This window comes from Streptomyces monomycini (assembly GCF_022271435.1).
Lineage (GTDB): Bacteria > Actinomycetota > Actinomycetes > Streptomycetales > Streptomycetaceae > Streptomyces > Streptomyces monomycini.
In genome coordinates, this window is sequence record NZ_JAFIQY010000005.1 from 226,936 (window position 1) to 239,541 (window position 12,606).

Below are 12,606 nucleotides of genomic sequence, written 5' to 3' on the forward strand. Positions count from 1 at the left end.
ATGAAACGGACGACACGGGGAACCGTGGGGCTGCTGTATGTGCCCCGTTCTTCGGGGTACAGGTGGGCCATGCGAAAGCTGCTGAGCACCTGGGACCGCGAGATCTTCGACAGCGTCGCGTCACGGCACTGGCCGGGCGCGCAGCGCGTGCTGCCACGGCTGACGCGCACCGCCGACCACGGACTGCTGTGGATGGGGATCGCGGCGGGCGCGGCCGCCTTCGGCGGGCGGCCGATGCGCAGGGCCGCGCTGCGCGGGGTGGCCTCGCTGGCCGCGGCGTCGGCGACGGTCAACACCCTGGGCAAGCGCTCGGTGCGGCGCAACCGGCCGCTGCTGGAGGCGGTACCCGTCATACGGCAGCTGAACCGGCAGCCCTTCACCACCTCCTTCCCCTCCGGCCACGCCGCCTCGGCCGCGGCCTTCGCCACGGGCGTCGCGTTCGAGAACAAGTGGTGGGGCCTGGCGCTGGCGCCGGTCGCCGCCTCCGTCGCGTTCTCCCGCGTCTACACCGGTGTCCACTACCCGGGTGACGTCCTGGCCGGGGCCGCGCTCGGCGTGGGTGCCGCTCTCGCGGTGCGCGGGCTGGCGCCGACCCGGGCGCAGCTGGCGCCCCCGGCGCGGCCGGCGGCCGACGCGCCCTCGCTGCCGGGGGGCCGCGGGCTGTACGTGGTGGCCAACCACGCGTCCGGGCAGCGCACCGGGCCGCGCCCCGACCGGGTGCAGGAGGTGCGCGGCGTGCTGCCGGAGGCCGAGGTGGTGCTGTGCGGCGACCCCGAGTCCCCGCCGATGGACAAGGCGCTGGAGGAGGCCGCTGAGCAGGCCAAGCAGGCGGGCGGCGCGCTGGGGGTGCTGGGCGGGGACGGCACCGTGTGCGCCGCGGCGGCGGTCGCCGTACGGCACGGTCTGCCGCTGGCGGTGCTGCCCGGTGGCACCCGTAACCACTTCGCGTACGACCTGGGCATCGAGACGCTCACGGACGCCGCCCGGGCGGTGGAGAGCGGTGAGGCGGTCGCGGTGGACCTGGCCGGGTTCCGTGCCGCGCCGGGCGAGGACCCGACCTACTTCCTCAACACCTTCTCCGTCGGCGCGTATCCGGAGCTGGTGCGCGTGCGGGAGGAGTGGGCGGGCCGGATCGGCGCCTGGCCGGCCGGGGTGCTGGCCGCCTGGAAGGTGCTGCGGACGGCCGACCCGGTGACGGTGGAGGTCAACGGGAAACGGCGGGAGGTGTGGCTGCTGTTCGCGGGCAACTGCGCGTACCGCGGGCTGGGGCTGGCGCCGGTGCGGCGGCACGACCTGGCGGACGGCGTGCTGGACGTACGGGTGGTGCACGGCGGGCGGCTGGCCCGTACGCGGCTGCTGACCGCGGCCCTGACGGGTGCGCTGCGGCACTCCCCCGTGCTGAGCGAGTCCCGGATGCGGTCGGTCCGCCTGGGCGGCCTGGCCGAGGGCGGCGTGCTCGCGTACGACGGCGAAGTGTCGCCCGCGCCGCGTGAGCTGACGATCTGCAAGGAGAACGAGGCGCTGACCGTGTACCGGCTGCTGCCCGAATAGGGGAAGCGAGGCGCTGGCCGTCCATCGCCTGCCGCCCGAATGGCGAGACGGCGTTCTCATCATGCGGTCGCCCGGCGTACGGTGCTCACACCTGCCGACCGGGAGCGCGAAGGAGCCGTCCGCCATGCCGCACGAGTCCGCCGTCCACACCCAGGGCCACCGTGGGTCCGCCGCCCATGCCCCGAGCCACCGCGAATCCGCCGTCTACACCCACGGGCACCACGAGTCCGTCCTGCGCTCGCACACCTGGCGCACCGCCGCCAACTCGGCGGCCTACCTGCTGGACGTGGTCGAGCCGCACATGGAGATCCTGGACATCGGCTGCGGCCCCGGCACCATAACGGCCGACCTGGCCGCGCTGGTGCCGGACGGCCGGGTCACCGGACTGGAGCACGCACCGGACGTGCTGGAGCAGGCGCGGGCCACGGCCGAGCGGCGCGGCCTGGCCAACGTCCGCTTCGTGACCGGTGATGTCCACGCACTGGACTTTCCGGACGGCTCCTTCAGCGTCACCCATGCGCACCAGGTCCTCCAGCACGTGGGCGACCCGGTGCAGGCGCTGCGCGAGATGCGGCGCGTCACCAGGCCGGGCGGCGTGGTCGCCGTACGGGACGCCGACTACGCGGCCATGACGTGGTACCCGGCGACCGAGGGGATGGACGACTGGCTGGACCTCTACCGCAGGGTCGCCCGCGGCAACGGCGGTGAGCCGGACGCGGGGCGGCGCCTGCGCGCCTGGGCCCGGGAGGCCGGCTTCGCCGACGCCGCGATCACCTCGACGGCGAGTGCGTGGTGCTACGCGACACCGGAGGAACGTTCCTGGTGGAGCGGCCTGTGGGCGGACCGGACCGTGGCCTCCGCGTACGCCCGGCTGGCGGTGGACGGCGGCCATGCCACGGAGGCCGGGCTGGACCGGATCGCCGGCGCGTGGCGGGAGTGGGGCGCGCGGGAGGACGCCTGGTTCAGCGTGCTGCACGGCGAGATTCTCTGCCGGGTGTGACCCGACCGCCGGGCATGCCCGCGAACGGGGCGTGACCCGACCGCCACAACCAGCACGAACTATCCCGTTCCACCCGGTAAGAAGAAGCCGTGACAAGAACGCACGGACCGGCCGTCCTGGCGGTGCTGGCACTCCTGGCGGCGGGCTGCGGTCCCCAGCAGCCCGCCGCGGGACGCCACGGAGCCACCACCGGGCAGCCGGCGCAGGCCGCCGCGGCCGGCGGCTTCACCCTCCTGGCCACCGGTGACGTGCTCCCGCACACCGAAATCATCGAACAGGCCCGCAAGGACGCGCACGGCCACGGCCACGACTTCGGCCCGATACTCGCCGGTGTCCGGTCCCTGGTCTCCGGCGCTGACCTCGCGATCTGTCACATGGAGACGGTGTACGGCGAGGACGGCGGCCCGTTCACCGGCTACCCCGCGTTCAAGTCGCCGCCCCAGGTCGCCGCCGCGCTCCGGGCCACCGGCTACGACTCCTGCTCCACCGCCTCCAACCACACCCTGGACGACGGCCCCGCCGGGATCCGCCGCACCCTCGGCGCCCTGGACGCGGCAGGTGTACGGCACGCCGGCTCGGCCCGTACCGCCGACGAGGCCGCCCGCCCCACTCTCCTGAAGGCGGGACGGGCGAAAGTCGCCCAGCTCGCCTACACCTACGGCACCAACGGCATCGCCGTACCCGAAGGACGGCCCTGGTCGGTCAACCTCATCGACCGGGACCGGATCCTCACCGACGCGCGGGCCGCCCGGCGCGCGGGCGCCGACGTGGTCGTGGTCAGCCTCCACTGGGGCACCGAATGGCAGCAGGAACCCGACGAGCAGCAGCGCACCCTCTCCCATGCCCTCACCGCCGCCCGCACCGGCGGCCGGCCCGACATCGATCTCGTCCTCGGCACCCACGCCCACGTCCCGCAGGCCTACGAGAAGGTCAACGGCACCTGGGTCGTCTACGGCATGGGCGACCAGCTCGCCGGTTATATGTACAACCCGCAGGGCGCCGTCGACTCCCGCGGCAACCAGAGCTCGATGGCCCGCTTCACCTTCGCGCCGCCGGACGCGGCGGGCCGGCGCTGGACCGTGACCAAGGCGGAGTTCACCCCGCAACTCACGGATGTGGAGCACGCGTTCCGCGTCGTCCCGCTGACCGGCGGCGCACCCGGCGGCTCCGCGCACGCGCGGGCCCGGGACGCCGTACGCGAGGTGGTCCTCTCCCGCGGCGCCGCCGACGACGGTCTGTCGATGGCCGGTTGACCGCGCCCCGGCCCCCGCCACGGAATCATCCAACTGATCGCGCACGGCGAGGCGCCCCAACTACGCTCGGGCCATGGACATTCTGGGGACCTCATTGCGGGTGTGCGTGACCGACCTCGACGCGGCGATCGGTGTGTACGAACGGCTGACCGGCGCGGAGGCGATGCGCTTCGAGCACGGCGGCGTCTCGGTCGCGGCCGTCGGCTGCTTCTTCCTGATGAGCGGCCCGGCGGCGCAGCTGGAGGTGCTCAGCAAGATCACCGCGACGCTCGCGGTCCAGGACGTGGACGACGCGGTGGCCGACCTGACGGCGGTCGGCGCCCGGATCATCGCGGGCCCGCTGCCGACGCCGGTCGGCCGCAACCTCGTCGCCGTCCACCCGGACGGCTCGGTCTTCGAGTACGCCGACCGGAAAGCGGCCTGATGTCCGGCACCCCGGCCCCGGCGGCCGACTTACGCCCCCTGCACCGCGCCGTGCTGGACACCGCCACCGAACTGGTGGGCCGGGTGCGCCCCGAACATCTCGGGCTGCGCACGCCGTGCGCCGCGTGGAACCTCGGCGAGCTGGTCGCCCACATGACGGGCCAGAACCTCGGTTTCGCCGCAGCCGCGCGCGGACAGGTCACCTCGGCCGCCGACTTCGCGCCCCGCCCGGCGGGCGACGCGCCCGGCGCCGAGTTCGCGGACTCGGCACGCCGGGTGGTCGCCGCGTTCGCCGAACCCGGCGTGTTGCAGCGCCGGTTCGCGCTGCCCGAGCTGGGGCCGGACGTCACGGTCCGGGCCCGGCGGGGCATCGGCTTCCACTTCGTGGACACCGTCGTGCACGCCTGGGACGTGGCCAGGTCCCTCGGGACGCCGGTCACCTTCCCCGCGGAGATCCTGACGCCCGCCCTGGAGATCGCCCGCACCGTACCCGGCGGTGCGGCCCGGGAGGAGCCGGACGCCGCCTTCGGGCCCGTACGGGAGACACCCGCCGCCGGCACCGGTGCGGTACCCGCCCTGGGCCGGATCCTGGCCCTCCTCGGCCGCTCCCCGGCCTGGCCGGACGGAGACCGGCCGGGCGAAGCCTGACCCGCTGCCCCTGACCAGCCGGCACGCTCACTCCTTCGCACCCCGTTCGCCCGTCAGGAGACCTCCAGCACGATCTTGCCGCGCGTGCGGCCCTCCTGGCTGCGGCGGAACGCCTCGGCCGCCTGCGACAGCGGCAGCACCGTGTCGACGTGCACGGTGAGCTTTCCGGCGTCGGCGAGGTCGCCCAGCGCGGCCAGGCCGGCGCTGTCCGGGCGGACCCACACCATGTGTCCGCCCTTCTCCAGCACGTCGTTGTCGGCGATGGAGGCGACCCGCGAGGTGTCGCGCAGCAGCTCCTGCGAGACGTCGATGACGCCGTTGCCGACGAAGTCCGCGGCCGCGTCCACCCCGTCGGGCGCCAGCTCGCGCACCCGGCCGGCCAGGCCGTCGCCGTACGTCACCGGCTCGGCGCCCAGGGAGCGCAGGAAGTCGTGGTTGCGCTCGCTGGCCGTACCGATGACGCGGGCGCCGCGGGCCACCGCGATCTGCACGCCGAGCGACCCGACGCCGCCCGCCGCGGCGTGCACCAGGACCGTCTCCCCCTTGGTCACACCGACCCGGTCCAGCACCTGGCGGGCGGTGAGGCCGGCCAGCGGCAGCCCGGCGGCCTGCTGCCAGCTCAGGGCGGCGGGCTTGCGCGCCAGGGTCCGCACCGGAGCGGCGACCAGTTCGGCGAAGGTGCCGTGCTGGACCTCGTCCTTGCGCACATAGCCGACGACCTCGTCGCCGACGGCGAACTCGGTCGCGTCCAGACCGGTCCGCTCGACCACCCCGGCGACGTCCCAGCCGGGGATCAGCGGGAAGTGCACATTCATCAGCGGATCGAGATGACCGGCCAGGACCTTCCAGTCGACGGGATTGACTCCGACCGCCTTCACCCGCACCAGCACCGAGTCCGGCCCCACCTTGGGGTCGGGCCGGTCGGTGCAGGTGAGCTGGTCGGGGTCGCCGTAGCGGTGGGCGATGACTGCCTTCATGATCGTGTCTCCTGGTGGTCGGCCGACGGGGGTGGCCCGGTCTGCGCGGTGCCTGTCCCCGCGTTTTCCCCCTCGCACACCCGGCAAGGGGGCACACGCAGGCGGATCCGGCCGCGGATCACCCGCTTGGAAGACGTCCTCCGGCGGACCGGGACGCCGTCCCCGCCCCTCCTCCCCGTCACCCGAGCGGCCCGCGCGGTCGTCCGGGGCCCACGGTGTGTTCGCGTAGAAGGCGGGCGACCCGTACGGGGCGCGGGCCGGTGCAGCGGAGCGGACCGCTGGTCGCTGAACGCCGTCGACAGGAGTCGTCATGTCCTTACCGCGCTGGTGCCGCCGCGTCGTGCCGGTCTGCGCGGTGGCCGCCGGAGGCTGCGTCCTGTCCTGGGCCGGCGCGGCGACCGGGGTGACCCCGAACGTGCTGCCCGCTCCCCAGGTGAAGGTGAGCAAGGCCGAGATGGACTGTGTCCGGTACCGGCCGTCGCCAAGGCAATGGCCGACCAAGGGGTGACGATGGAAGCGCGGAGTCCGGGGCGGGTCGTCGACGTCGACGGCCGCCGGTGTGTGCGGCTGCCGATGACGCGGGATGAGTTCGCGCTGGACCTCAGCAAGGGGACCGTTCCGGCCGACGGCGGCCTGAGCTTCAGGAAGGCCGGGGGCGGGGCGGTGTCGGGGGTTGAGGAACATCCGAACGAAAACCGGCGCCAAGGATCAGTCGGCCCAGGTGGGCGGTTGACGGAGCTTCGGCGGACGGTCCCGTCTGAAGCCTTCCCGCAGATAACGCCCTATTCGACGGTCCGTCCGTCCCGACCTGGACGAAGCGGCTGGCGGTGCCGGACTCCGAGACCCCGGCCCGCTCGAAGATGGCCGTAGACCGGCCCATCGCCCGGCGCGAGGTGCGCCTGCGGGAGAAGACGCTGTGGCGGATGCTCTACGAGACCGCCGCCCGCGCGGAGGAGGTCCTCAGCGTGAACATCGAGGACTTGGACCTCGCCGCGCGCCGCTGTCCCGTAAGGCCAAGGGTGCTCGGAGCAAGGCCCGCCGCCGGGGCCAGGCACGCGAGGACTTCGTGCTGGAGACCGTCTACTGGGACGCCGGCACCGCCCGGCTCCTGCCCCGCCTGCTGCGCGGCCGGACCCGCGGGCCGGTGTTCGTCACCCACCGCTGCCCCGGCCCGGGGAAGGTCGTCAGCCCGCGCGACGTGTGCCCGGACACCGGCCTGGCCCGTGTCTCCTACGGCCAGGCCCGCGCGCTGCTGGACGAGCACACCGCCGTGCGCGGGCCGGGAACCGACTGGGATCTGCACGAGTACCGCCATTCAGCCCTGACCCACCCCGGTGAGCAGGGCACCTCCTTGCTGATGTAGATGGCGAAGTCCCGGCACAAGAAGCCGGAGAACGTCCGCCGCTACTTCAGCCCTCACCGGAAGCGATCGCCGAGCTCACCAGCCTGCTCGCCCCTGGCGACGCCGGGCGGTGACAACGCCGACCGGGACGGTGGCCGTCACTGGCAGCGGGGTCGGGGCGGCGGGTCACCGCACAGCTCACCAGCTCCCCGGCCAGCGCCGGGTTGCTTCGGCGGGGCCTACCGTAGGGCGGCGGCGACCAGGCCTTCGAGGGCCTCGCGCGGCACTTTGCCGCCGCTCACAAGCCGGTCGAAGACCAGTCCGTCGAGGCAGGTCAGCAGCGTGTGCGTGCGGTTCTCGATGTCGGTCACGCCGTGCTCGGCGAGGAACCGCCGGACGGCCTCCCGGCCGGCGTTCTCGCGGGGTACGAGGATTTCGCGCAGCTCCGGGTCGCGCGCGCTCTCAACGGTGCAGGCGTAGCGGGCGAGTGAGCGGCGGCGGCCCTCGCCGGTGAGACGCTGTCGGGTGAGCAGCGACATGCCGTCCACGAGTTCCTCGGCGGTGCGGAGGGGTGGGAGCTGTTCGGCCGTCGACTGCAATTCCGCTTGGTCGAGTTGGACAAGGCGCATGACGAGTGCGGTGAGCAGCGCGGCGCGGGTGCGGAAGTATGCCGGGGTGGTGCCGGATGGCAGGGCCGCTTTGCGGTCGACCGCGCGGTGGGTCAGACCGCGGATGCCTTCGTCGGCGAGTACGTCGAGAGCCGCGTCCGCGAGGAGGGCGCGCCGATCCGTAGCCATGGTTCCTTTTCTACACCTGTAGTGCCTCAGGTAGGGTCACCATTCTACAGATGTAGAAGGGCTGGGGGTTCGCCATGGGCAACACAGCAGTGGTCGTCGGAGGGGGCATCGGCGGGCTGGTCGCCGCGATCGGTCTGCGCCGCATCGGCTGGCAGGTGACGCTGGTCGAGCGCGCGCCGATGCTGGATGACGCGGGGGCGGGCATCTCGCTGGCCGCCAACGGCCTTCGGGCCCTGGACGGACTCGGCGTCGGCGATGCGGTGAGGGAGGCGTCGCGAGGCCAGTACAGCGGCGGGACCCGCACGCCGAAGGGCGGTTGGCTGACCCGGATGGACGGCGCGGAGCTGGAGAAGGCGGTGGGCACGCCGATCATGGGCATCCCCCGCTCCACGTTGCACCGGCTGCTGCGCGAGGCCCTGCCCGCCGAGACACTGCTGATCGGCTCCGAGGCCAGCTCGGTTGAGCAGATCAGCCCTGGAAAGGTTCGCGTAGGCTGCGGCGACACGGTGCTGGAAGCCGATCTGGCGGTGGCAGCCGACGGCATCAACAGCAAGGTCCGCAGCCTGCTCTTCCCAGCCCATCCCGGCCCGGTCTACAGCGGTTCGACCGTACTGCGCGCCATCACCGGGCAAGCGGTCGACCTACGCACCGACTTCGAGCTGACCTGGGGGCGCGGCACCGAGTTCGGGCACATCGCATTCCCTGACGGGCGCGCCGAGTGGCACGCGGTCCTCAACCTCCCCGCCGAAACGCGGTTCGCCGACCCCCTGGCCGAACTACGCCGACGATTCCACAACTGGCACGACCCGATCCCTGCCCTGCTCGATGCGACCCAGACCCACGCCGTGCTGCACCACGACGTCAACGAACTCCGCACGCCGCTCCCCTCGTACACCATCGGCCGCATAGCGCTGCTCGGCGACGCAGCGCACGCGATGACCCCGAACCTGGGGCAGGGCGCCTGCCAGGCACTGGAGGACGCGGTCTCCCTTACCGCCGCGCTCGCCACCGCGCCCACCATCGAAGCCGCGCTTGCCCGGTACGACGCCGAGCGCCGCCCGCGCAGCCAGGCAGTCGCACGGGCCGCCCGGCGGGCTGGGCGGATGGGCCAGCAGCTCTCCCACCCACTGACCGTGGCCTTGCGGAACACGGCGATGCGGATGACGCCCTCCCGCGCCGCAACACGCATGATCCTGCGGCATCACGCCTGGATCCCACCCCAGTTGCTCCAGGCCGCTGACCTGCGCTGATGCCGCAGGAGCCGGTGGGGTCAGCGGCTACTCGTCTTCGGGGGCGTCCGGGGCGCGCAACTGGTTCACCGCGGCGTTCATGTACCGCGTGTTGAACAGCACCAGGGCGTTGAGGACCAGTCCCAGGGCGCCGATCTGGTCTTCCATGCCGTCCTGGTAGCGCTGGTAGAGCTGCCCGGACCGGCCGTGGAAAATCTTCCGGGCGAGGGAGTGGCGGCCCTCCTGGAGGTTCGCCTGGCTCTTGGTCTGCCGCCGGTAGCCGGGATCGTCGGCCAGGCGCAGGATGTGCAGATGTGCAGGGTCTTGGCGATCCGCCCGTAGTGGGCGATCGCGTCGCCGGGCGGGGTGGGGCGGCCGTCGCGGGACAGCATGCGGATCACGTCGTACGCGCGCACGGCGCCGGTGTGGATGGAGCCGATGATCCGAAGGATGTCCTCCCAGTGGCGTTCGATCCTGGCGAGGTCGACCCGGCCGCGGGCCGCGTCCTGGAAGGCGCCGTAGTCGGCGGCGCGGTCGATGCGCCACATCTTCTGATCCGGCAGGTCAGCAAGCTGCGGTGCGTACGCGACTCCCGCCAGGGTGAGCAGCCCGAAGACCATGTCGCTGTAGCTCGCGGTGTCGGTGACAATCATCTCGGGGCGCTTGCCGCCGTCGCGGTCGTAGAGGACGTCCAGCACGTACAGCGAGTCGCGCGGGGTGCCGGCCACCACCTTCCCACCCAGCCCCGCCGCCTGGTCGTTGATCATGTTCAGCCAGGTCGCGCCGCCCCTGCGCCTGAAGTACTTCGAGTTCGGCCGCGCGTACACCGACGGCACGGGCACGACGAGCCGCATGCCGTCCACCGAGGCGACCAGGCCGCCGCCCCACGCCTGCGCGAGCGGGATGGCTGCCTGGTAGTCGATCAGCGTGGCGTTCGCGGCCCGGTACGTCGCCAGCCGCAGACAGGTCTGGTCGACATGGGACAGACGCCCGTACTTCAGCGCGTCCGCGGCCCCGATGACCGGGGTGTAGCCGACGTTGCAGCTGTGGGCGACCAAGAGCGCGGCGATCGTCACGTGCAGGTCCTTCAGCCTCGCCTCGCCCCCGGTGACCGAGGTGAACGCCTGATCGGCGCCGGTCCAGGAGAACACCTCCGGCAAGGCCTCCGGCAGGTCGACCCGGGGCAGCATCGCCTCCACCGCCTCGCGCCGCTGACGCAGGGAAGCGGGTTCGGGCTCCGGCTCCAGGGCGGCGAAGTGCAGCCGTCCGTCGTCGTCGAACACGATCTGGGAGTTCGCCGGCACCCGCACGGCGACCTCGCGGTAGGTGCCGTCCAGCAGCGCGGCCCGCGCTGCCAGGTGCTCACCCGCCTCGGCGGGCAGGTTGAGCGAGGCGAGCACGGTCGGCTTGGCCTGCTCCCACGCTTCCCCGTCCAGCAGCTTCGCCCTCGGGTCGCCCCCGGCACGGCGACCATGAGCTGGACGGAAATCATCGACGGTACGGAGATCCCCGGTGCGGCGATGGACTCACCGGCGGTACGCGCGCTGAACGAACTGGGCTTCACGATCGCGGCGTTCGACGACGACCTGTTCTCGTACGGCAAGGAACGCCGGCTGGCCGCCCGCAGCCCGCACGCTTCGCGCCGCCGGCTCAACCTCGTCGACGTCCTGGCCGCCGAACACGGTCTGGGCCTCGAAGCGGCGCTGGCCGCGGCCGTCGACCTGTGCGACCGGCTGACCTTGCGCTTCGTCCAACTGCGCGACCGCGTGCTGCCCACGGCCTGCGCGCCGCTGCGGCGGCACCTCGACCACCTCTCCCACCTGATCCGGGGCAACATCGAATGGGGGCTGCGCGCCGGCCGGTACACCAACCCCGACGGCCGGCACCCCGGCGCGGTCACCAACACCGGTTCCTTCACCCAGACCGCGCTGCGGGCCGACGCACCGCCGCCGCTTCCGTCCGTCGCCTGGTGGTGGGACCGGTTCTGAGGCCGCGGCGTTGATGGGAGCGGGGGACGGTTGGGGGCCGGCCCGTGCGCACGTGCCTCGTCAGCGGCGCGGGGTGAGCACCAGGCCGACACAGCCCCGCGTCCGCAGCGCGACCGCGGCCCTGGGCTCGGCCCGGCCCGGTACCGCGAAGTCGAACCGGCTGATCATCGCGGGCCACGACGAGGGCCGCCTGCTGGAAGAAGAACGCCTGGCCCACGCACCGGTGCGGCCCGTCGCCGAAGGGCAGGTAGGCCAGCGGGTGCCGGTCCCGGACGCGCTCCGCGGCGAACCGGCCGGGGTCGAAGCGCAGCGGTCGTTCCCAGAACTGCGGCAGCCGGTGCGTCAGGTAGGGGGACAGCACCACCGTGGCACCCGCCGGGACGGTCACCCCGTCGATGACGTCCTCGGTGACGGCCGTCCCCGGCACCGCCCACGCCATCGCGTACAGGCGGCAGACCTCGGCCAGGAACCGGCGGGTGAGCACCAGCCGGCGGGCGTGTTCCGGCCGGGCAGGGCCGCCGCACAGTACGGCGTCGGCCTCGGCACGTACCTCCGCCGCGAGGTCCGGATGCGCCGCGAGCGCGACCCAGGCCCAGGTCAGAGTCAGGGCGCTGGACTCCGAGCCGGCCACGAACAGAGCCACGACGTCCTGGGCGGCATGCTCGTCGCTCAGCGCACGGCCGTCGGCGTCCGCCCCCGCGAGCAGCACGCTCATCAGGTCGGGGCCGGTGTTCCGCTCGTACCGCGCCCGCCGGATCAGCGGCAGCAGGATCTCGTTGGCCGTACGGGTGGCACGCCCGAAGACGCGGTCGCCGGGCACCGGTACCGTGAGCGGCACAAAGGGCAGCGCCACCCGCCACAGCAGCGAGTCGAACGCGACGGCGACCGCGGAAGCGAGCCGGTCGCACCGGTGCTGCGGGATACGGGAACCGAAGAACGCCGGGTTGACGACCCGGAGCACGACGCGCGTCATCTCCGCCAGCGCGTCCACCGTCGCCCCGCCCGCCACGCTCCGCTCCAGCTCCGTCGCCGCGCCCTCGACCGAAGCGGCCGTGCCGTCGGCGTGCGCGGGCGCGCCGCCCGACAGGCCCTTGCACCACAGGTCCCGGCTGGCCCGCCATCGAGGCCTCTCGCCCGTGATCCCCCGTCCCGTGAGCCGGCTCGTCGCCTTCCACATCGCCGTGCCCCGTCGGTAGTTGCCGCCGTGGTCGCGCAGTACGTGCCGCAGGTGGTCGGGGTGGGTGACCAGGAAGGGCCGGAAGGTGCCCAGGTCGAGCCGGGTCAGCGCGCCCTGCGCCTGCTGTCCGGTGCGTTCCATCAGTGCCAGCGGGCCGCCCTCGCGCAGCCCGCCGAGGACGTGCCGCGGGGGAACGGTGTGGAGTTCGGCTGTCGGCACGG

General features: G+C 73.3%; 11 protein-coding genes and 2 pseudogenes. 9 read left to right on the forward strand and 4 right to left on the reverse strand.

The window, feature by feature from the left end; all coding sequences use genetic code 11:
- The first annotated feature begins 69 nt into the window (after nucleotides 1–69).
- From JXZ78_RS08880 to JXZ78_RS08900, 5 genes are all read left to right on the forward strand, one after another.
- Nucleotides 70–1,551 (forward strand): bifunctional phosphatase PAP2/diacylglycerol kinase family protein, encoded by a 1,482-nt coding sequence (locus JXZ78_RS08880; RefSeq protein WP_030020462.1) that lies wholly within the window; start codon nucleotides 70–72, stop codon nucleotides 1,549–1,551.
- A gap of 124 nt (nucleotides 1,552–1,675) precedes the next feature.
- A complete protein-coding gene (locus tag JXZ78_RS08885) occupies nucleotides 1,676–2,551 on the forward strand; it encodes a class I SAM-dependent methyltransferase (protein WP_078624293.1) in 876 nt (291 codons plus the stop codon).
- An 89-nt stretch (nucleotides 2,552–2,640) separates the two neighbouring features.
- Nucleotides 2,641–3,804: a CapA family protein gene (locus tag JXZ78_RS08890; protein WP_030020460.1), complete on the forward strand. Its 1,164-nt coding sequence runs from the start codon at nucleotides 2,641–2,643 to the stop codon at nucleotides 3,802–3,804.
- A gap of 73 nt (nucleotides 3,805–3,877) precedes the next feature.
- Nucleotides 3,878–4,228, forward strand: coding sequence for a VOC family protein (locus tag JXZ78_RS08895; RefSeq protein WP_030020459.1), 351 nt, complete (start codon nucleotides 3,878–3,880; stop codon nucleotides 4,226–4,228).
- A complete protein-coding gene (locus JXZ78_RS08900; RefSeq protein WP_238782767.1) occupies nucleotides 4,228–4,875 on the forward strand; it encodes a TIGR03086 family metal-binding protein in 648 nt (215 codons plus the stop codon). The genes JXZ78_RS08895 and JXZ78_RS08900 overlap by 1 nt, the downstream gene beginning before the upstream one ends.
- Nucleotides 4,876–4,928: 53 nt before the next feature.
- On the opposite strand, the gene JXZ78_RS08905 is transcribed toward JXZ78_RS08900, so the two are convergent.
- On the reverse strand, nucleotides 4,929–5,852 hold the full coding sequence (locus JXZ78_RS08905; protein WP_238782768.1) for an NADP-dependent oxidoreductase: 924 nt from the start codon (nucleotides 5,850–5,852) through the stop codon (nucleotides 4,929–4,931).
- Nucleotides 5,853–6,162: 310 nt separating this feature from the next.
- On the opposite strand from JXZ78_RS08905, the gene JXZ78_RS08910 reads away from it, so the two are divergent.
- Both JXZ78_RS08910 and JXZ78_RS08915 read left to right on the forward strand, forming a co-directional pair.
- The gene (locus JXZ78_RS08910) at nucleotides 6,163–6,360 is read left to right on the forward strand and encodes a hypothetical protein (RefSeq protein ID WP_030020456.1); all 198 of its coding nucleotides are present in this window, start codon (nucleotides 6,163–6,165) and stop codon (nucleotides 6,358–6,360) included.
- 277 nt (nucleotides 6,361–6,637) lie between these two features.
- A pseudogene (locus JXZ78_RS08915) lies at nucleotides 6,638–7,328 on the forward strand (site-specific integrase); the annotation flags it as partial.
- Nucleotides 7,329–7,433: 105 nt separating this feature from the next.
- Here the strand turns inward: JXZ78_RS08915 and JXZ78_RS08920 are convergent.
- Complete coding sequence (locus JXZ78_RS08920) at nucleotides 7,434–7,991, reverse strand: TetR/AcrR family transcriptional regulator (protein ID WP_030020455.1); 558 nt, start codon at nucleotides 7,989–7,991, stop codon at nucleotides 7,434–7,436.
- A 74-nt stretch (nucleotides 7,992–8,065) separates the two neighbouring features.
- On the opposite strand from JXZ78_RS08920, the gene JXZ78_RS08925 reads away from it, so the two are divergent.
- A complete protein-coding gene (locus JXZ78_RS08925; protein WP_238782769.1) occupies nucleotides 8,066–9,241 on the forward strand; it encodes an FAD-dependent monooxygenase in 1,176 nt (391 codons plus the stop codon).
- A 51-nt stretch (nucleotides 9,242–9,292) separates the two neighbouring features.
- On the opposite strand, the pseudogene JXZ78_RS41015 reads toward JXZ78_RS08925, so the two are convergent.
- A pseudogene (locus JXZ78_RS41015) lies at nucleotides 9,293–10,677 on the reverse strand (Tn3 family transposase); the annotation flags it as partial.
- 15 nt (nucleotides 10,678–10,692) lie between these two features.
- On the opposite strand from JXZ78_RS41015, the gene JXZ78_RS08940 reads away from it, so the two are divergent.
- Nucleotides 10,693–11,208, forward strand: a complete 516-nt coding sequence (locus JXZ78_RS08940) for a terpene synthase family protein (RefSeq protein ID WP_208870157.1) — start codon at nucleotides 10,693–10,695, stop codon at nucleotides 11,206–11,208.
- On the opposite strand, the gene JXZ78_RS08945 is transcribed toward JXZ78_RS08940, so the two are convergent.
- The gene (locus JXZ78_RS08945) at nucleotides 11,135–12,604 is read right to left on the reverse strand and encodes a cytochrome P450 (protein WP_238782770.1); all 1,470 of its coding nucleotides are present in this window, start codon (nucleotides 12,602–12,604) and stop codon (nucleotides 11,135–11,137) included. The genes JXZ78_RS08940 and JXZ78_RS08945 overlap by 74 nt on opposite strands.
- Nucleotides 12,605–12,606 lie beyond the last annotated feature (2 nt).